Below are 16551 nucleotides of genomic sequence, written 5' to 3'. Positions count from 1 at the left end.
GCCTCACAGCCCGACCCGCTGGGACAGGGCGCCGTAGAGGCCCAGCAGGGCGGCCTGGGCCGAGGCGTCGGTGCGGTGCTGGCCGGCGGTCCAGCCGATCCGCCGGCAGATGTCGATCACGCCCTGGGTCTGCAGGCTGAGCCGCCTGAGGTAGCTCTCGCGCACCGTCTCGGCGCGGCCGAGCAGCCAGGGCGGCTCGCCTTCCAGGCCCTCGAAGCGGACCCGGCCATGGTAGGGCAGGGTCGCCTCGGCCGGATCGAGGATCTGCAGGACGTGGCCCTTGAGGCCGCGCTCGGCGTAGCGCTTCAGGTCCGCCTCGATCTGCTCCAGGGGCGCCAGGAAGTCGCCGAGCAGCACGACCTGGGCGAAGCGCGGCAGGGTCTCGACCGGCGGCAGCCGATCGACGGTCCCCGCGCCGGCCGCCACGCCCGCCGCCACGCCCGCCGCGGTCTCGCGCTCCAGGGTCAGCGCCAGGCGGCTGAGCGATCCGCGGCTGCTCGACGGCAGGCCGGGCTTGCCGAGCAGGGCGACCCGCTCGCCGGCGCGCAGCAGCAGCACGATCAGCGCCAGCAGCAGCAGGTCGGCGCGCTCGCGCTTGCTCGGCAGGTCGCGGCTGGAGCGCCAGTCCATCGAGGCCGAGCCGTCGCGCCACAGCCAGACCGACTGCGCCGCCTCCCATTCGAGCTGGCGGACGAAGACGCGGTCGCTCTTGGCGGTTTGGCGCCAGTCGATCGACTGCGGCGAGTCGCCGATCTCGTACTGGCGGAACTGCCAGAAGGTCTCGCCCTGGCCGACCCGGCGCCGGCCGTGCACGCCCTGCGCCACCGTCGAGGCGACGCGCTCGGCCGCGACCAGCAGCGGCGGCAGGCCGGCCGCGAGGCTCTCGCCGCGCTGCTGCAGGGCCAGGGGAGGGTCGCGCCTGTGCGCCTCGGCCAAGGCGGGCCTCAGAGATGCGGCGCGCAGAGGCGCTCGATGATGTCGTCGACCGTGACGCCGTCGGCGCGCGCCGCGAAGGACAGCGCCATGCGGTGGCGCAGCACCGGCGGCGCCATCGCCAGGACGTCGTCGATCGAGGGGCTGAAGCGGCCGTCGAGCACGGCACGGGCGCGCACCGCCAGCGCCAGGGCCTGGCTGGCGCGCGGGCCCGGGCCCCAGGCGACCTGGGCGCGGACCTCCTCCAGCTCGCTGCCGCTCGGCCGGCCCTGGCGGACGATGTCGAGGATCGCCTCGAAGACCGAGTCGCCGACCGGGATGCGGCGCACCAGGCGCTGCGCGGCCTGCAGCTCCTCCGGCGTCATCGCCTGCTCGGCCTCGACGTCGTCGACGCCGGTCGTCGCCAGCAGCATCTGCCGCTCGGCCTCGCGGTCCGGATAGCCGACGTCGATCTGCATGAAGAAGCGGTCGAGCTGGGCTTCCGGCAGCGGATAGGTGCCTTCCTGCTCCAGCGGGTTCTGGGTCGCCAGCACGTGGAACGGCTCGGGCAGGGCGCGCGGCCTGCCGGCGACCGTGACCCGGTGCTCCTGCATCGCCTGCAGCAGCGCCGACTGGGTGCGCGGGCTGGCGCGGTTGATCTCGTCGGCCATCAGCAGCTGGGCGAAGACCGGGCCCGGGATGAAGCGGAAGGCGCGGCTGCCGCCCTCCTGCTCCTCCAGCACCTCGGAGCCCAGGATGTCGGCCGGCATCAGGTCCGGCGTGCACTGCACGCGGCGGTCCTCCAGCCCGAAGATCGTGCCCAGGGTCTCGACCAGCCGGGTCTTGGCCAGGCCCGGCACGCCGATCAGCAGGGCATGGCCGCCGGCGATCAGCGTGATCAGCGTCTGGTCGACGACCGCCTGCTGGCCGAAGATGACCCGGCCGATGCTGGCGCGGACCGACTTGAGCCGGCGGCCCAGGGTTTCGATCTCCTCGGCGAGCTTCTCCGGGTCGGCGGGTTTTGCTGTGTCGAGTGTCGTCACCAGATTGTCCCTAGATGGTTCACGGGGGTCGGTGCACTTGCCGGCACGGAAGAGGGTCCGACGCTGATGGGCGACGAACGGAACGAGACCACTGCCGCAGATGAAAAGATAGGAGACCTCGGGGCGCGTGGCGAGGGGTCGCAGGACCCGGCGCTGCCTTTCTGCGGCGATCTCGACATGCGGATCGCCGCCGACGGTACCTGGTTCTACAAGGGCACGCCGATCCGCCGCGAGCGGCTGGTCAAGCTGTTCTCGACGGTGCTGCGGCGCGAGGACGACGGCCAGTACTGGTTGGTCACGCCGGTCGAGCGCGGCCGGGTCGTCGTCGAGGACGCGCCGTTCGTCGCCATTGAACTTTCCGTGAAGGGCAGCGGGCCGGAGCAGGTGCTGGCCTTCCGCACCAATCTCGACGACTGGGTCGAGGCCGGGCCGCAGACGCCGCTGCGCGTCGACTTCGACCTGGAGAGCGGCGAGCCGCGCCCCTATGTCCTGGTGCGCGAGGGGTTGGAGGCGAGACTCCTGCGCAACGTCTACTATCATCTTGTCGAGGCGGCCGAGCCTCGCGTGATCGATCGACAGGAACGTCTGGGCGTATGGAGCAAGGGCAGATTCTTCCCTCTGGACCGGCCGGAGACCGGCCCCTGAGCGCCGAGGCCGTGGCGCGCCGCCTGGCCGGCGCCGTGCCGGGCCGCCGTGCGGCGCCCGGCGAGCAGTTCCCCGCCGACGCCAGCGCGGTGCCGCGCGGCGACCACGAGCTCAATCCCCAGCTCTACGAGCCCGGGCGCGCGCTGCGCCACGCCGCCGTGCTGGTGCCGCTGATCGAGCGTGACCGGGGCCTCCACGTCGTACTGACCCGGCGCTCGCAGCATCTCGCCGACCACAAGGGCCAGATCGCCTTTCCCGGCGGCCGCATCGACCCGACGGATCCCTCGCCGCGCGACGCCGCGCTGCGCGAGGCCGAGGAGGAGATCGCGCTGGCCCGCGACCGGGTCGAGGTGGTCGGCGAGCTCGACACCTACGTGACCCGCACCGGCTACCAGATCCATCCCTTCGTCGGGCTGCTGCGGCCGCCGGTCGTCCTGGTCCCCGAGCCGCTGGAGGTCGACGAGATCTTCGAGGTGCCGCTCGGCTTCATCCTGGCGCCGGGCAGCCGCCAGACCCACAGCCGCGAGCTCCTGGGCACGACCCGGCACTATTACGTCTACCCCTACGGCGACTACTACATCTGGGGCGCCACCGCCGGCATGCTCAACAACCTTGCCGAGCTGCTGAACGGGGCGTGAGGCGCCGCGTGCACCGCGATTCTCTATGAAGCTCAAGCTCTGCGGTCCCAAGGCTTATCTGTTCGCCCTCGATCTGGTAGGATTTGTTCGCACCAAAAATGCGGGACGAGAAGCACGATGTCAGCGGTCGAGAAGCGGAGCGTCAGCCTTTCGTCCGAGCTGGCGGCCGCCGTCGACGAGGCTGTCGCTTCGGGCGCCTACGGCAATGCCAGCGAGGTGATTCGCGATGCCCTCCGCCAGTGGAAGGAGCGTCGGGAGCTGCTCGGCTTCACGGTCGAGGAGCTAAGGCTGTTGTGGCAGCAAGGCATTGACAGCGGTCCGAGCCGGTTCCGCGATCTCGACGAGCTGAAGGCCGAAGGTCGTCGCCGTCTCGCGGAACAGCGGGCGGAACAAGATCGGGCGTGACGCGATCCATCGTCCGCACACGCCAGTGCGACGAGGACCTCCTCGCCATCTGGCTGCACATTGCCCGCGACGACATTGCTGCCGCCGACCGGATGATCGAGCGGATCGAGCGGCGTTGGCGCCAGCTCGCCGAACAGCCGCTATCCGGGACGCCGCGCGACGACGTCGCCGCTGGCCTCCGTCATCTCGTCGTCGGCTCTTACCTCGTTCTCTATCGTGCAAGCGGCAACGTCGTTCAGGTTGTCCGCGTTCTCCATGGCCGACGGGATCTGGCCGGGGAGGGGGCTGTCGACGACGAAGGCTAGCCGGTTTCCCGGCAGCCGTCCGGCGCTCTATGCTCCAGGCGCATGGACCGCCTGCCGCCCCAGCCCTGGATGACCGCGCCCGCGACCCGGGCGGTGGTCGCGGCCCTCGAGGCCGAGGGGGCGGGGGTGCGCTTCGTCGGCGGCTGCGTGCGCGACGCCCTGCTCGGCCGGGCGATCCGCGACGTCGACATCGCGACCCCCGATCCGCCGGACAAGGTGCTGGCGCTGCTGAAGCGCGCCGGCCTGAAGGCCGTGCCGACCGGTCTCGCGCACGGCACGGTGACGGCCGTCTCGGGGCACCGGCCCTTCGAGATCACGACCCTGCGCCACGACGTCGAGACCTTCGGCCGTCACGCCCGCGTCGCCTTCACCGACGACTGGCGCGCCGACGCGGCGCGCCGCGACTTCACCTTCAACGCCCTGTCCCTGGAGCCCGACGGCGCGCTGCACGACTACTTCGGCGGCATCGAGGACCTCCGGGCCGGCCGGGTGCGCTTCGTCGGCGAGGCGCGGCGGCGCATCGCCGAGGACTACCTGCGCCTGCTGCGCTTCTTCCGCTTCTTCGCCTTCTACGGCCGCGGCGCGCCCGACGCCGAGGCCCTGGCCGCCGCCGCCGAGGCGGCGCCGCAGCTGACGCGCCTCTCCGGCGAGCGGGTGCGCGCCGAGCTGTTCCGCCTGCTGGAAGCGCCCGATCCCGTCCCGGTGCTGCGCCTGATGACCGGGCACCGCATCCTCGCCGCCGAGCTGCCCGAGGCCGGCGATCCCGGGACCGTGGCGCGGCTGCTGCCCGTCGAGGGCGCGGGCGCGCCCGACCCGCTGCTGCGCCTCGCCGCTTGGCTGGAGACCGACGCCGCCGGCGCCGGCTCGGTGGCCGAGCGCCTGCGCCTCTCGAACGCCGAGAGGCTGCGCCTGGCCGTCCTGGTCGCGCCGCCGCTTCCGGTCTCTGCGGGCGAGACGCGCGAGCGCCTGCGCGTCGCCTGCCACCGCCTCGGCAGCGAGCGCGTCGCCGACCTGCTGCGCCTTGCGGCGGCGCGCAGCGGCAGCTCCGTTGGTCTGGAGGCGGCGCTGGCCGTCGTCGACGGCTGGGTCCCGGCCGCGCTGCCGGTCAAGGGCCGGGACCTGGCGACGCTGGGCATGCCTCCGGGCCCGGAGATGGGCCGCCTGCTCGACGAATTGGAGGGATGCTGGACTAAGAGTGATTTCACTCTGGATCGAGATGTCCTGATGGCAATTGCCGCTCGTATCCTTCGTCGCTAGATAAACTGAAGAGTGTCGATCATCTCTACGATAAGTCGTCGGATTTTGCCGAGAGCTGGCTTGTCTAGATCAAGGACATGTGCAGCTTTGTCAGATGCCCACTCGGATACAATTCTAATTGTTGGCGGTTCTCTGGCGTCTATCTGTGCAAAATTTTGCATAAAACTTAAAATGGCGTTTCTGATTTCGAGATTTTCGTCAAACGACATATTGAATTTCAAGGCCTCAATTTCATTATCTTGAATTCGCCAGTCGCGTGCGAGTCCTTCATGAATGGCCATTTTATTTGATGGGTCTAAAACGAGTGATAGTGCATTCAATATTGCAAGAAGTATAGGGATTAACAATGCTGTCTTCGGATATTGATTTGTTACTATATTTATGACGGCGGCGCCAGATAGTGCGACATTCAGAAATAATACAAGTCGCGTGCAGAACGCATACCGCTTTGAAAGATACTGGTGGTAGAAAATGCCAGAACGGGCCGTCCAATGCAGATTGGATAGCTTCCGTTCCAGTTCATCTTGGCCGATAGCCAATGTTAACTCTTAGGCTTCTTGTCCGGAGGTGGGCTAAATTGCGTGATTGTCGGTCCGCTCTTCTGACTCTTTTCAAAGTTGCTCAGTGGCAGCCGTCGGTCAAAAGATTCCCTGAGCGGAGTTGTTTTCGGGGTCGAAGGTGTGCCCTTGCCCGAAGAACCTTTCTTATCGTCAGCCATTAGGATCTCCACTCCCTTGTTCAAACGATCATTGAGGAATTCGGATCGTTGCGCAATGGGTGGTTGTGCCTTCTCGTCACGGCCAGGCCGCGAGCGGCGGCAGCGACATCAGGATCGCCTCGACGTTGCCGCCGGTCATCAGGCCGAACTTGGTGCCGCGGTCGTAGAGCAGGTTGAACTCGACGTAGCGGCCGCGGCGGAACAGCTGGTGCCGGCGCTGCTCCTCGGTCCAGGGCTCCAGGAAGTGGCGGCGCACCAGCCGGGGATAGACCTCCAGGAAGGCCTCGCCGACGCCGCGGGTGAAGGCGAAGTCGGCCTCCCAGTCGCCGCCGTAGGGATTCCGCTCGGGCAGGCCGGCGCCCAGGTAATCGTAGAAGATGCCGCCGACGCCGCGCGGCTCGCCGCGGTGGCGGATCATGAAGTAGTCGTCGCACCAGGCCTTGAAGTGCGCGTGCCAGGCCGGGTCGGCGGCGTCGCAGGCGGCCTTGAGCGCAGCGTGGAAGTCGGCGGTGTCCTGCTCGTCCGGGACCATCGGGTTGAGGTCGGCGCCGCCGCCGAACCAGCCCCGGGTCGTCACGATGTGCCGGGTGTTCATGTGCACCGCCGGCACCAGCGGGCTCTGCATATGGGCGACCAGCGAGATGCCGCTGGCCCAGAAGCGCGGGTCCGACTCGGCGCCCGGGATCTGCGCCCGGAACTCGTCGGAAAAGCGCCCGTGGACGGTCGAGACGTTGACCCCGACCTTCTCGAACACCCGGCCGTGCATCAGTGCCATGGTGCCGCCGCCGCCCGGGCTGCCGTCCGGCTCGCTGCGCTGCCAGTCCTTGCGCTCGAAGCGGCCCGGCGGCACGGCGGCCAGCCGCTCGGCGTTCGGGCCCTGGAGCTCGTCCTCCAGGCGCTCGAACTCGGCGCAGATGCGGTCGCGCAGGCTCCGGAACCAGGTCGCGGCCCGGCTCTTGCGCTCGTCGATGGTCTCGCTGTCGGTCATGGCGGCCGACGCTGACCAAATCCGCGGCGTCTGTCGAGAGGCAACGCGCCGCTTCAGTGCCGACCGGCGCTGTCGTCGACCGCCAGCAGCAGCGTGCCGCCGTTGGCCAGCATCAGGCAGTCCTTGCCGTCGTTCTGCGCCCGGCAGGCGACCTCTGCGGTGTGGCGCATGGTCAGCTGGTTGCTGCAGCGGATGGCCGGGCAGTAGCGCGCGCCGTAGGCCCAGCCGTCGGCCGAGACGTAGAAGTAGCCGCCGCCCATGCCGACGAGCTTCAGGTAGTTGCTGAAGACGCGGGCGACCAGGTCGCTCATGACGATCGGATCGTCGGCCGTGCCCGCTGCCGGTCGGGCCTTGGGCACCGGCACGTCGGGATGCCAGTTGCCGAGGGTCGCGACGATCCTGTCGCCTTCCGCGATCAGGACGCAGGGATCGTACCGGTCGTGCGCCCGCTGGCAGTCGCCGCGGGTCTGCTCGCGCAGGGCGCCCGGGCTGGCGCAGGCGCTGGCGCAGATGCGGAAGCGTGCGCCGTAGCCGTCGCGCGAGGTGAAGAAGTAGCCGCGGTTGCCGCGGACCCGCGAGAGATACTCCCTGAGCTGCCCGGCGCTGCGGTCGCTGAGGCGCACGGACGGCCCCGGCTCGGCCGCGTCGGGGCCGGGCGTTCGGTGCCAGTTGCCGAGCGTGGCCAGGATCCTGTCGCCCTCGGCGACCAGGACGCAGTCCTTGTTGCCGTAGCCCTCCTTGCAGAAGCGGCGGACCCGGTCCTGCATCGCCGGCAGGTTCGGGCAGGTGCCGTGGCAGATCTCCGACTCGGCATGGGCGCCGTCGCGCGAGACGTAGAAGAAGCCGCCTGCCGGACCGACAGTGTCCAGATAGCGGTTGAGCGCGGTGCCGGTGCGGTCGCTCAGCCGGACCGCCGTTCCCGTCGGCGCGGTCCCGGCACCGGTCCCGGCCCCGCCGGGCGGCATCTGGCAGCCCGCGGCGACGACGAGCAACAGCAACGCGAGCAGACGGCCCGCCTGGACGATCGGCATTCCCGGATTCCCCCCTGCCCCCGACATGGGACGCAACCGAGGATAGCGGTCAGGGCTGGACCGGGAAACCCTCGGTCTGCCTCAGGGCCTCGCCGAGCACCAGGGCGGCGGCGGTGGCGAGGTTGAGCGAGCGGGCGGCCGCGACCAGCGGTATCCGGATCCGCGCGTCGGCGGCCTCGTGGACCGCCTCGGGCACGCCGGCCGATTCGCGGCCGAGCAGCAGCAGGTCGTCGGGACGGTAGTCGACCTCGAGGTGGCTCCGCGTCGCCTGCGTCGTCAGCAGGACCAGTCGCTGCGGCCGCGCCGCCCGGAACGCGGCCCAGTCGCGATGCCGCTCGAAGCTGGCGATGGCCAGGTAGTCGAGCCCGGCGCGCCTCAGGCGCCTGTCGTCCAGGAAGAAGCCGCAGGGCTCGATGATGTCGACGCCGACGCCGAGGCAGCCGGCGAGTCGCAGGATCGCGCCGGTGTTCTGCGGGATGTCGGGCTGGAAGAGCGCGAGACGCATCGGCCTTGGCGGGCAGGGCTGCGGGCAGAGCGGCGGGCCGCGCCGGCCGCGGAGCCGGCGCCGGGCGGCCTTGCCTTGACGGCCGACTTTCCTCTATATGCCGGGCACGACGCAAGCGACGGGGCCGCTCGGGGGTGGAATCGTGGCTTAATTGTGCGTCTACCTGCCGCAATGCCTGATCGCAGCCGCGAGCGCTACGGTCGGCTGCACGGCAGCCGAACCAACCGGCGGCGCGAGCCCGTGCCGCAGGGCGCAGGACCACGAGGGATCAAGAATCGTCATGGCTGACATCGCGAAGCCCGCACACGGAGGCGGCGGCGATCACGACGGCGAGACGCGCCGCGATTTCCTTTTCCTGGCAGCCGGAGCCGTGGCCGCCGTCGGCGCCGCCTCGGTGGCCTGGCCGCTGATCGACAGCCTGAACCCGGCCGCCGACGTGCTGGCCCTGGCCTCGACGGAGGCCGATCTCTCGCCGGTCGAGGTCGGGCAGTCGCTCACCGTGACCTGGCGCGGCAAGCCGATCTTCATCCGCCACCGGACGGACAAGGAGATCGAGGAAGCGCGGGCGGTGCCGCTCAGCGAGCTGCCCGATCCCGAGACCGACCAGGCCCGCGTCATCAAGGCGCCCTGGCTGATCATGGTCGGCATCTGCACGCACCTCGGCTGCGTGCCGCTCGGCCAGAAGCCCGGCGACCCGAGGGGCGAGTTCGGCGGCTGGTTCTGCCCCTGCCACGGCTCGCAGTACGACACCTCGGGCCGGATCCGGAAGGGCCCGGCCCCGAAGAACCTCGTGGTGCCGAGCTACAAGTTCGACACCGACACGACGATCACCATCGGGTAGGGGCGGCGATCCAATGGCATTCCAGACCAAGAACCCGGTGATCCGCTGGATCGAATACCGGATGCCGATCTTCAGCTTCATCGATCATTCGGTGGGCTCCGGCTACCCGACCCCGAAGAACCTGAACTACTGGTGGAACTTCGGCTCGCTGGCCGGCGTGGCGCTGATGATCATGATCGCCACCGGCGTGCTGCTGGCGATGCAGTACACGCCGCACGTCGACTACGCCTTCCGCTCGGTCGAGCGGATCATGCGCGACGTGAACTACGGCTGGCTGATCCGCTACATCCACATGAACGGCGCCAGCTTCTTCTTCATCGTGGTCTACATCCACATCTTCCGCGGGCTCTACTACGGCTCCTACAAGGCGCCGCGCGAGCTGCTCTGGATGCTCGGCCTGGTGATCCTGCTGCTGATGATGGCGACGGCCTTCATGGGCTACGTGCTGCCCTGGGGCCAGATGTCCTTCTGGGGCGCCACGGTGATCACCAACCTGTTCTCGGCGATCCCGGTGATCGGCGACAGCATCGTCACCTGGCTGTGGGGCGGCTTCTCGGTCGCCAACCCGACGCTGAACCGCTTCTTCGCCCTGCACTACCTGCTGCCCTTCGTGATCCTGGGCGTGGTCGTGCTGCACATCTGGGCGCTGCACCGCTTCGGCTCGAACAACCCGCTGGGCATCGACGTCAAGGGGCCGCAGGACACGATCCCCTTCGCGCCCTACTACACGGTGAAGGACTACTTCGGCATCGGCGTGTTCCTGATCGCCTTCGCCGTCGTGATCTTCTACCTGCCCAACTACATGGGCCACACCGACAACTACATCGAAGCGAACCCGCTTCAGACGCCGCCGCACATCGTGCCCGAGTGGTACTTCCTGCCGTTCTACGCGATGCTGCGCGCGATCACCTTCAACATCGGCATCCCCTTCACCGGCGTGGTCCTCATCGAGGCCAAGCTGGGCGGCGTGATCACGATGTTCGGCTCGATCCTGATCCTGTTCCTGCTGCCCTGGCTCGACACCTCGCCGGTGCGCAGCGCCAAGTTCCGGCCGCTCTACAAGTGGTTCTTCTGGGTGCTGGTGGCCGACGTCGTGATGCTCGACTACGTCGGCTCGCAGCCGCCGGAGGGCATCTGGGTCCCGATCGGGCAGGTCTGCACGGCCTACTACTTCATCCATTTCCTGATCCTGATGCCGTTGCTCGGCAAGCTGGAGCGGCCGAAACCGCTGCCGGTGTCGATCAGCGAGCCTGTCCTGAAGGGCTCCGGGCCGGTCGGCGCCGCGGCCACCGCCCAGCCGATGGAGAAAGCCTGATGCGCAAGACGGTACTGAGCCTCGCTGTCGCCGCCGTCCTGGCGCTGGGCGCGGCCGACTCCGCCCGCGCGGCCGGCGAGATCAAGCTGCCGCCGAAGGACTGGTCGTTCGACGGCGTCTTCGGCACCTTCGATCCGGCGGCCCTGCAGCGCGGCCTGCAGGTCTTCAAGAACGTCTGCTCGGCCTGCCACGGCCTCGACTTCGTCGCCTTCCGCAACCTCGCGGCGCTGGGCTACGACGACGACCAGATCAAGAAGATCGCCGCGGACTTCCAGGTCCAGGACGGTCCGAACGACCAGGGCGAGATGTTCATGCGGCCGGCGGTGCCCTCCGATCGCTGGCCCTCGCCCTTCGCCAACGAGCAGGCGGCGCGGGTCGCCAACGGCGGCGCCCTGCCGCCGGACCTGTCGCTGATGGCCAAGGCCCGCGCAGGCGGCCCGACCTACATCTACAATCTGATCGGCGAAGGCTTCGTGGAGCCGCCGGCCGGGGTCGAGGTGACGCCGGGCAAGTACTACAACAAGTACTTCCCGGGGCACATGATCTCGATGCCGCCGCCGCTGTCCGAGGGCGTGGTCGAGTACGCCGACGGGACCAAGGCGACCGTGCCGCAGATGGCCGAGGACGTCTCGACCTTCCTGATGTGGGCGGCCGAGCCGAACCTGATCGCCCGCAAGCGCATGGGCATCAAGGTGATCCTGTTCCTGATCGTGCTGACCGGCCTGCTCTACGCGGTCAAGCGCCGGGTCTGGAGCGACGTCGCCCACTGACCGGCGGGCGTTTCGCCGCAGCAGCGAAAGGGGCCGCGTCCCGAGGGGACGCGGCCCTTTTTCCATGGCACCGGCCGCTGCGGCGGGCGCCGCTGCCCGAATGCATCTCTTGCGGGCTTGCGCTTCGAAGAAACAATCGTTTTGATGGTCCCGGGGTCGGACCGTCCTGTCCGCGGCGCCAGCCTTGGGGGCTGCACCGCCCCGCCGCGAATCGCTATGATCGCCGGCGAGGGACAGAGGGAGGCAGCGTGGGGAACAGCGAACCGGGGACGCCGCCGGTGATCGGCATCATCGGCGGCAGCGGCGTCTATGACATCGACGGCTTGACCGACACCGAATGGCGGACGATCGACTCGCCATTCGGGGCGTCGTCCGATGCCCTGCTGTTCGGCAGGCTGGGCGGCCAGCAGCTGGTCTTCCTGCCGCGGCACGGCCGCGGCCACGTTCAGTCGCCGACGACGATCAACTACCGCGCCAACATCGACGCCCTGAAGCGCGCCGGCGTCACCGAGGTGATCTCGGTCTCCGCCGTTGGCTCGCTGAAGGAGGAGCTGCCGCCGGGCAGCTTCGTCATCGTCGACCAGTTCATCGACCGCACCTTCGCGCGGGAGAAGTCCTTCTTCGGCGACGGCCTGGTCGCCCATGTCTCGATGGCGCATCCGACCTGCCGCCGCCTGGGCAGGGCCCTGGCCGAGGCCTGCAGCGCGCTCGACATCCCGCACCGGGTCGGCGGCACCTACCTGACGATGGAAGGACCGCAGTTCTCGACCAAGGCGGAGTCGGCGCTCTATCGCTCCTGGGGCTGCGACGTCATCGGCATGACCAACATGCCGGAGGCCAAGCTGGCCCGCGAGGCCGAGCTCTGCTACGCGACCGTCGCCATGGTCACCGACTTCGACTGCTGGCACCCCGACCACGACCACGTCACGGTCGAGCAGATCGTCAAGGTGCTGCTCGACAACGCCGAGCGCGCCCGCACCCTGGTGACCCGGACGGTGCCGGCGCTGGCGGGCCGCCACACGAGCTGCGAGGCCGGCTGCCACCGCGCCCTCGATGCGGCCCTGATCACCGCGCCGGAGAAGCGCGATCCGGCCCGTCTGGCCCTGCTCGACGCGGTCGCCGGACGGGTGCTCGAGTCGTGAGGGCGGCCCGATGAAGGTCGATGGCAAGCCCTACCGCACGATCTGGCTGGCCGAGGACGGCTGGACGGTCGAGATCATCGACCAGACCCGGCTGCCGCACCGCTTCGTCGTCGAGCGCCTGCAGGGCCTGGAGGCCGCGGCCCACGCGATCCGCTCGATGCAGGTGCGCGGCGCGCCGCTGATCGGCGTCACCGCGGCCTACGGCGTTGCCCTGGCGATGACCGAGGACCCCAGCGACGCCGGCCTGGAGCGCGCCTGCGCGACCCTGCTGGCGACCCGGCCGACGGCGGTCAACCTGCGCTGGGCACTCGAGGAAATGCAGCGGCTGCTGCGTCCGCTCGGCGACAACGCACGGCGCCAGGCGGCCTACGAGCGGGCCGGCGAGCTGGCCGAGGAGGACGTCGCGCTGTGTCGCGCGATCGGCGGGCACGGCCTGGCGCTGATCGAGGCGGCGGCGGCGAAGAAGAAGCCCGGCGAGGCGGTCAACGTGCTGACCCACTGCAACGCCGGCTGGCTGGCGACGGTCGACTGGGGCACGGCGACCGCGCCGATCTACCTCGCCCACGAGAAGGGCATCGCGCTCAACGTCTGGGTCGACGAGACCCGGCCGCGCAACCAGGGCGCCGCGCTGACCGCCTGGGAGCTCGGCCACCACGGCGTGCCGCACAAGGTCGTCGCCGACAACGTCGGCGGCCACCTGATGCAGCACGGCCTGGTCGACCTCTGCATCGTCGGCACCGACCGCACGACCGCGACCGGCGACGTCTGCAACAAGATCGGCACCTACCTGAAGGCCCTGGCGGCCCAGGACAACGGCGTGCCCTTCTACGTCGCGCTGCCGAGCCCGACGATCGACTGGACCCTGTCGGACGGCATCGAGGAGATCCCGATCGAGGAACGCGACGCCCGCGAGGTCACCCACCTGACCGGCGCGACCGCGGACGGCAGCCTGGCGACCATCGAGGTCGTGGCACCGGGCAGCCCGGTCGCCAACTACGCCTTCGACGTGACGCCGGCGCGCCTGGTCAGCGGCCTCATCACCGAGCGCGGCGTCGCCACGGCGTCGCGCGAGGGCCTCGCCGCGCTGTTCCCGGAGCGGGTGCCGTGAAGCAGGAACGCCTGCGCCGGGAGATCGTCGCCACGGCGCGCCGGATGAACGCGCTCGGCATCAACCAGGGCAGCTCCGGCAACATCGGCGTGCGCGTCGACGGCGGCCTCCTGGTCACGCCCTCGGGCGTCGACTACGAGGCGATGAAGCCGGCCGACATCGTGGCCATGGACCTGGCCGGCGAGTGGAGCGTCGAGACCGCGGGTCTCAGGCCGTCCAGCGAATGGCGCATCCACCGCGACATCCTGACGGCGCGCGACGAGATCGGCGCGGTGGTCCACAGCCACCCGACCTATGGGACCGCCCTGGCCTGCCAGGGCAAGGGCATCCCGGCCTTCCACTACATGGTGGCGATCGCCGGCGGCGATTCGATCCGCTGCAGCAAGTACAAGACCTTCGGCACCGAGGAGCTGTCGCGGGAGGCGCTGAAGGCGCTGCGCCACCGCAAGGCCTGCCTGCTCGCCCACCACGGCATGATCGCCTGCGGCGCCGACCTGGCCGAGGCCCTGAAGATCGCGGTCGAGGTCGAGACCCTGGCCCGGCAGTTCTGGCACGTGCTGCTGCTCGGCAAGCCGAAACTGCTGTCCAAGACCGAGATGAACAAGGTGCTGGAGAAGTTCGCGGCCGGCTACGGCTACGCCAGCGGCCCCGAGGAGGCGGTCGGATGACCGCGGCACCGCAGGGCACGGGCCTGGACGGCCTGGACCACGTCCTGGTCGGCGTGCGCGACCTGGAGGCGGCGAGGCTCGCCTGGCTGAGGCTCGGCTTCCGGCCCTGTCCGCGCGGCCGCCACATCGGCTGGGGCACGGCCAACTACTGCCTGATGTTCCCGAACGACTACGTCGAGCTGATCGGCATCGTCGACAGCAGCAAGTTCGTCAACGACCTCGACCGTTTCCTGGCGGTGCGTGAGGGGCTGCTGGGCCTCGCCTTCCGCGGCCGCGACCTCGCGGCGACCGGCCGGGCGATCCAGGCGGCCGGCTGGAGCGCCGAGGGACCGCGCAGCCTGAAGCGCGTCATCGAGCTGCCGGAAGGCGAGGTGCAGCCGGCCTTCGAGCTGCTGTTCCCCGAACCGGCGGCGGTGCCGGACCTGAAGGCCTTCGTATGCCGCCACCTGACGCCGGAGCTGGTCTGGCGCAAGGAATGGCTGGTCCATCCGAACGGCGCCACCGGCATCCGCGAGCTGGTCAACGTCGTCGACCGGCCCGGCGAGCTGGCGCTGACCTACGCCACGCTGCTCGGCGACGAGGCGGTGGCCATGGCCGACGGCGAGCTGATCGTCGAGGTCGGGCGCTGCCGGCTGCGCTTCGTGACGCCCGGCGTGTTCCAGGCGCACTGGCCCTTCGAGGCGCCGGCGCCGGTGCAGCCGCGGCCCTGGCTGGCCGGCATGATCGTGACCGTCGCCGACCGGCGCACCACCCGGCTCTACCTGGAGGCGACCGGCGTGTCGCTGGCGACCGGCGTCGACGGCGCCCTGTACGTCGAGCCTTCCGAGGTCAACGGGGTGATGCTCGGCTTCGTCTGACCGGCCGGATCGGGCTCCAGGTGCCAGATCGGCACCTCCTCCAGGCGGCCGCGCAGCGGATGGGTCCCGCCGACGGCGAAGCGCGCCAGGCTCTCCTCCTCGCCTTCCAGCTCGCGCCGCGCCGCGGCCATGGCGTCCTCGCTGACGATGATCGGCGTGCCGAGCTCGCGGGTCAGGCGCTCGAGGCGCTGGGCGCAGTTCACCGCGTCGCCGATGCAGGTGAACTCCAGCTGGCTGGCGCTGCCGACGTTGCCGACGACGCAGGGCCCGTAGTGGATGCCGACGCCGACGGCGATCTCGGCGGTGCCGCGCTGCCGGCGCTTGGCGTTCCAGCGTTCCACCTCGCCGAGCATGGCGAGGCCGCAGGCGATGGCGTTGGCGGCGTCGCGCCGGCCGCTGCCGAGCGTGCCGAAGGTCGCCATGACCTCGTCGCCGACGTACTTGTCCAGCGTGCCGCCGTGGGCGAAGACGCAGCGCGCCATGCGGGTGCGGAAGCTGCGCAGCAGCGTGACCACCTGCTCCGCCGGGCGGCCCTCGGACAGGCCGGTGAAGCCGACGATGTCGACGAACAGCACGGCGACCGGGCGTTCCTCGGCGGTCTCGAGCCGCCCGCCCTCGCGGGCCAGGCGGTCGGCGACGTCGGGCGAGAAGTAGCGCGACAGATGGCTGCGCGCCCGCTCGCTGTCGATCTGCCGGTGCAGCAGCCGGCGGGCGCGCCAGACCGCGACGGCGCCGACCAGGGCGACGATGAGCAGCAGCACGACCTCGTTGGCCCAGCGGTTCAGATCGACGAAGCGCGGGTCGAGAAAGGCCGAGAGGCTGCCCTCGACCTTGCCGTCGACGGTCGGCGGCAGGGCGAGGATGCTGCCCGGCAGCCGGGCGATCAGCCAGGTTCCGACGCTCCAGCTCGCGGCGATGCAGAGCCCGGTCCAGAGCACCATGCCCGGCGAATAGCTGAGCAGCGCACCGGCCAGGAAGACGAAGAGGTAGAGCTGGTTGTGGAAGCGCAGCTGGGTCTGGATCGGCCAGCCGGTCTCGTAGAAGGGGTTGGGCAGGATCAGGATCGTCGTCAGCAGCGCCGCGTCGAGCAGGGTGAAGCCGACCAGCCAGCGGCGCCAGTGGCTCCGGTGGCGCAGCCGGTAGGGGATCAGCCCGGACAGCAGGAACAGCAGGATCATGCCGTGCCAGTAGAAGACCCGCGGCATCGGCACGGTGATCGCCAGCCAGACCGCGACCAGCAGCAGCACGGCGGCGCGCACCTGGAACGAGAAGGCGACGCCGGCGCGCTCGGCGCGCGTCACCGCCTGGGCCAGGTGCGGGTCGGCGATCCAGCGCGCGCGGGCGCCGGGCAGCCGGAACAGCGGTCGACGTCGGGGCGGCGGGCGGTCGGGCATCACGCATCC

The 16551-nt window shown here is 70.1% G+C and carries 19 protein-coding genes; 12 read left to right on the top strand and 7 right to left on the bottom strand.

Going from position 1 to position 16551, the window contains the following annotated elements:
- Nucleotides 1-3: 3 nt before the first annotated feature.
- Both B9O00_RS18625 and B9O00_RS18620 read right to left on the bottom strand, forming a co-directional pair.
- Nucleotides 4-936, bottom strand: coding sequence for a DUF58 domain-containing protein (locus B9O00_RS18625; protein ID WP_200808561.1), 933 nt, complete (start codon nucleotides 934-936; stop codon nucleotides 4-6).
- Between the two features lie 8 nt (nucleotides 937-944).
- On the bottom strand, nucleotides 945-1955 hold the full coding sequence (locus tag B9O00_RS18620) for an AAA family ATPase (RefSeq protein WP_085124208.1): 1011 nt from the start codon (nucleotides 1953-1955) through the stop codon (nucleotides 945-947).
- Nucleotides 1956-2021: 66 nt separating this feature from the next.
- Between B9O00_RS18620 and B9O00_RS18615 the strand changes: the two genes are divergently transcribed.
- From B9O00_RS18615 to B9O00_RS18595, 5 genes are all read left to right on the top strand, one after another.
- Entirely contained in the window at nucleotides 2022-2600 is a 579-nt protein-coding gene (locus B9O00_RS18615; RefSeq protein ID WP_085124207.1) for a DUF1285 domain-containing protein, read from the top strand.
- Between the two features lie 11 nt (nucleotides 2601-2611).
- Nucleotides 2612-3238 carry a CoA pyrophosphatase gene (locus B9O00_RS18610; protein ID WP_235017149.1) on the top strand — a complete coding sequence of 209 codons (627 nt, stop codon included), beginning with the start codon at nucleotides 2612-2614 and terminating at the stop codon, nucleotides 3236-3238.
- 117 nt (nucleotides 3239-3355) lie between these two features.
- Nucleotides 3356-3643: a type II toxin-antitoxin system ParD family antitoxin gene (locus tag B9O00_RS18605; RefSeq protein ID WP_085124205.1), complete on the top strand. Its 288-nt coding sequence runs from the start codon at nucleotides 3356-3358 to the stop codon at nucleotides 3641-3643.
- Nucleotides 3640-3948 carry a type II toxin-antitoxin system RelE/ParE family toxin gene (locus B9O00_RS18600; RefSeq protein ID WP_085124204.1) on the top strand — a complete coding sequence of 103 codons (309 nt, stop codon included), beginning with the start codon at nucleotides 3640-3642 and terminating at the stop codon, nucleotides 3946-3948. Before B9O00_RS18605 ends, B9O00_RS18600 begins: the two co-directional genes overlap by 4 nt.
- A gap of 42 nt (nucleotides 3949-3990) precedes the next feature.
- Nucleotides 3991-5205, top strand: a complete 1215-nt coding sequence (locus B9O00_RS18595) for a CCA tRNA nucleotidyltransferase (RefSeq protein ID WP_085124203.1) — start codon at nucleotides 3991-3993, stop codon at nucleotides 5203-5205.
- Here the strand turns inward: B9O00_RS18595 and B9O00_RS32565 are convergent.
- The 4 genes from B9O00_RS32565 to B9O00_RS18580 form a co-directional block, all read right to left on the bottom strand.
- On the bottom strand, nucleotides 5202-5744 hold the full coding sequence (locus B9O00_RS32565) for a hypothetical protein (RefSeq protein WP_143596270.1): 543 nt from the start codon (nucleotides 5742-5744) through the stop codon (nucleotides 5202-5204). The genes B9O00_RS18595 and B9O00_RS32565 overlap by 4 nt on opposite strands.
- Nucleotides 5745-5999: 255 nt before the next feature.
- Complete coding sequence (hemF, locus tag B9O00_RS18590) at nucleotides 6000-6911, bottom strand: oxygen-dependent coproporphyrinogen oxidase (RefSeq protein WP_085124202.1); 912 nt, start codon at nucleotides 6909-6911, stop codon at nucleotides 6000-6002.
- A gap of 53 nt (nucleotides 6912-6964) precedes the next feature.
- Nucleotides 6965-7942 (bottom strand): hypothetical protein, encoded by a 978-nt coding sequence (locus B9O00_RS18585; RefSeq protein WP_085124201.1) that lies wholly within the window; start codon nucleotides 7940-7942, stop codon nucleotides 6965-6967.
- Between the two features lie 49 nt (nucleotides 7943-7991).
- Nucleotides 7992-8447, bottom strand: coding sequence for a tRNA (cytidine(34)-2'-O)-methyltransferase (locus B9O00_RS18580; protein ID WP_085124200.1), 456 nt, complete (start codon nucleotides 8445-8447; stop codon nucleotides 7992-7994).
- Between the two features lie 280 nt (nucleotides 8448-8727).
- Here B9O00_RS18580 and petA point away from each other — a divergent pair, with 280 nt between their 5' ends.
- From petA to B9O00_RS18545, 7 genes are all read left to right on the top strand, one after another.
- Nucleotides 8728-9288 (top strand): ubiquinol-cytochrome c reductase iron-sulfur subunit, encoded by a 561-nt coding sequence (gene petA / locus B9O00_RS18575; protein WP_085124199.1) that lies wholly within the window; start codon nucleotides 8728-8730, stop codon nucleotides 9286-9288.
- A gap of 13 nt (nucleotides 9289-9301) precedes the next feature.
- Nucleotides 9302-10603, top strand: coding sequence for a cytochrome b (locus B9O00_RS18570; protein ID WP_085124198.1), 1302 nt, complete (start codon nucleotides 9302-9304; stop codon nucleotides 10601-10603).
- Nucleotides 10603-11373 carry a cytochrome c1 gene (locus tag B9O00_RS18565; protein ID WP_085124197.1) on the top strand — a complete coding sequence of 257 codons (771 nt, stop codon included), beginning with the start codon at nucleotides 10603-10605 and terminating at the stop codon, nucleotides 11371-11373. Before B9O00_RS18570 ends, B9O00_RS18565 begins: the two co-directional genes overlap by 1 nt.
- A 248-nt stretch (nucleotides 11374-11621) precedes the next feature.
- Nucleotides 11622-12515 carry an S-methyl-5'-thioadenosine phosphorylase gene (locus tag B9O00_RS18560; RefSeq protein WP_085124196.1) on the top strand — a complete coding sequence of 298 codons (894 nt, stop codon included), beginning with the start codon at nucleotides 11622-11624 and terminating at the stop codon, nucleotides 12513-12515.
- A 10-nt stretch (nucleotides 12516-12525) separates the two neighbouring features.
- Nucleotides 12526-13623, top strand: coding sequence for an S-methyl-5-thioribose-1-phosphate isomerase (gene mtnA, locus B9O00_RS18555; protein ID WP_085124195.1), 1098 nt, complete (start codon nucleotides 12526-12528; stop codon nucleotides 13621-13623).
- On the top strand, nucleotides 13620-14291 hold the full coding sequence (locus B9O00_RS18550) for a class II aldolase/adducin family protein (protein WP_085124194.1): 672 nt from the start codon (nucleotides 13620-13622) through the stop codon (nucleotides 14289-14291). The genes mtnA and B9O00_RS18550 overlap by 4 nt, the downstream gene beginning before the upstream one ends.
- On the top strand, nucleotides 14288-15148 hold the full coding sequence (locus B9O00_RS18545) for a VOC family protein (RefSeq protein WP_085124193.1): 861 nt from the start codon (nucleotides 14288-14290) through the stop codon (nucleotides 15146-15148). Before B9O00_RS18550 ends, B9O00_RS18545 begins: the two co-directional genes overlap by 4 nt.
- Here the strand turns inward: B9O00_RS18545 and B9O00_RS18540 are convergent.
- On the bottom strand, nucleotides 15049-16542 hold the full coding sequence (locus B9O00_RS18540; protein ID WP_085124192.1) for an adenylate/guanylate cyclase domain-containing protein: 1494 nt from the start codon (nucleotides 16540-16542) through the stop codon (nucleotides 15049-15051). The genes B9O00_RS18545 and B9O00_RS18540 overlap by 100 nt on opposite strands.
- Nucleotides 16543-16551 lie beyond the last annotated feature (9 nt).

The sequence above is a fragment of the Tistlia consotensis USBA 355 genome (assembly GCF_900177295.1).
GTDB classification, from domain to species: domain Bacteria; phylum Pseudomonadota; class Alphaproteobacteria; order Kiloniellales; family DSM-21159; genus Tistlia; species Tistlia consotensis.
This window is presented reverse-complemented; position numbering and strand designations above follow the sequence as displayed.

Coding starts and splice junctions, on each gene's coding strand:
- mtnA (WP_085124195.1), top strand. CDS start 12,526: ATGAAGGTCGATGGCAAGCCCTACCGCACGATCTGGCTGGCCGAGGAC.
- B9O00_RS18615 (WP_085124207.1), top strand. CDS start 2,022: ATGGGCGACGAACGGAACGAGACCACTGCCGCAGATGAAAAGATAGGA.
- B9O00_RS18570 (WP_085124198.1), top strand. CDS start 9,302: ATGGCATTCCAGACCAAGAACCCGGTGATCCGCTGGATCGAATACCGG.
- B9O00_RS18545 (WP_085124193.1), top strand. CDS start 14,288: ATGACCGCGGCACCGCAGGGCACGGGCCTGGACGGCCTGGACCACGTC.
- B9O00_RS18540 (WP_085124192.1), bottom strand. CDS start 16,542: ATGCCCGACCGCCCGCCGCCCCGACGTCGACCGCTGTTCCGGCTGCCC.
- B9O00_RS18585 (WP_085124201.1), bottom strand. CDS start 7,942: ATGCCGATCGTCCAGGCGGGCCGTCTGCTCGCGTTGCTGTTGCTCGTC.
- B9O00_RS18595 (WP_085124203.1), top strand. CDS start 3,991: ATGGACCGCCTGCCGCCCCAGCCCTGGATGACCGCGCCCGCGACCCGG.
- petA (WP_085124199.1), top strand. CDS start 8,728: ATGGCTGACATCGCGAAGCCCGCACACGGAGGCGGCGGCGATCACGAC.
- B9O00_RS18605 (WP_085124205.1), top strand. CDS start 3,356: ATGTCAGCGGTCGAGAAGCGGAGCGTCAGCCTTTCGTCCGAGCTGGCG.
- hemF (WP_085124202.1), bottom strand. CDS start 6,911: ATGACCGACAGCGAGACCATCGACGAGCGCAAGAGCCGGGCCGCGACC.
- B9O00_RS18580 (WP_085124200.1), bottom strand. CDS start 8,447: ATGCGTCTCGCGCTCTTCCAGCCCGACATCCCGCAGAACACCGGCGCG.
- B9O00_RS18565 (WP_085124197.1), top strand. CDS start 10,603: ATGCGCAAGACGGTACTGAGCCTCGCTGTCGCCGCCGTCCTGGCGCTG.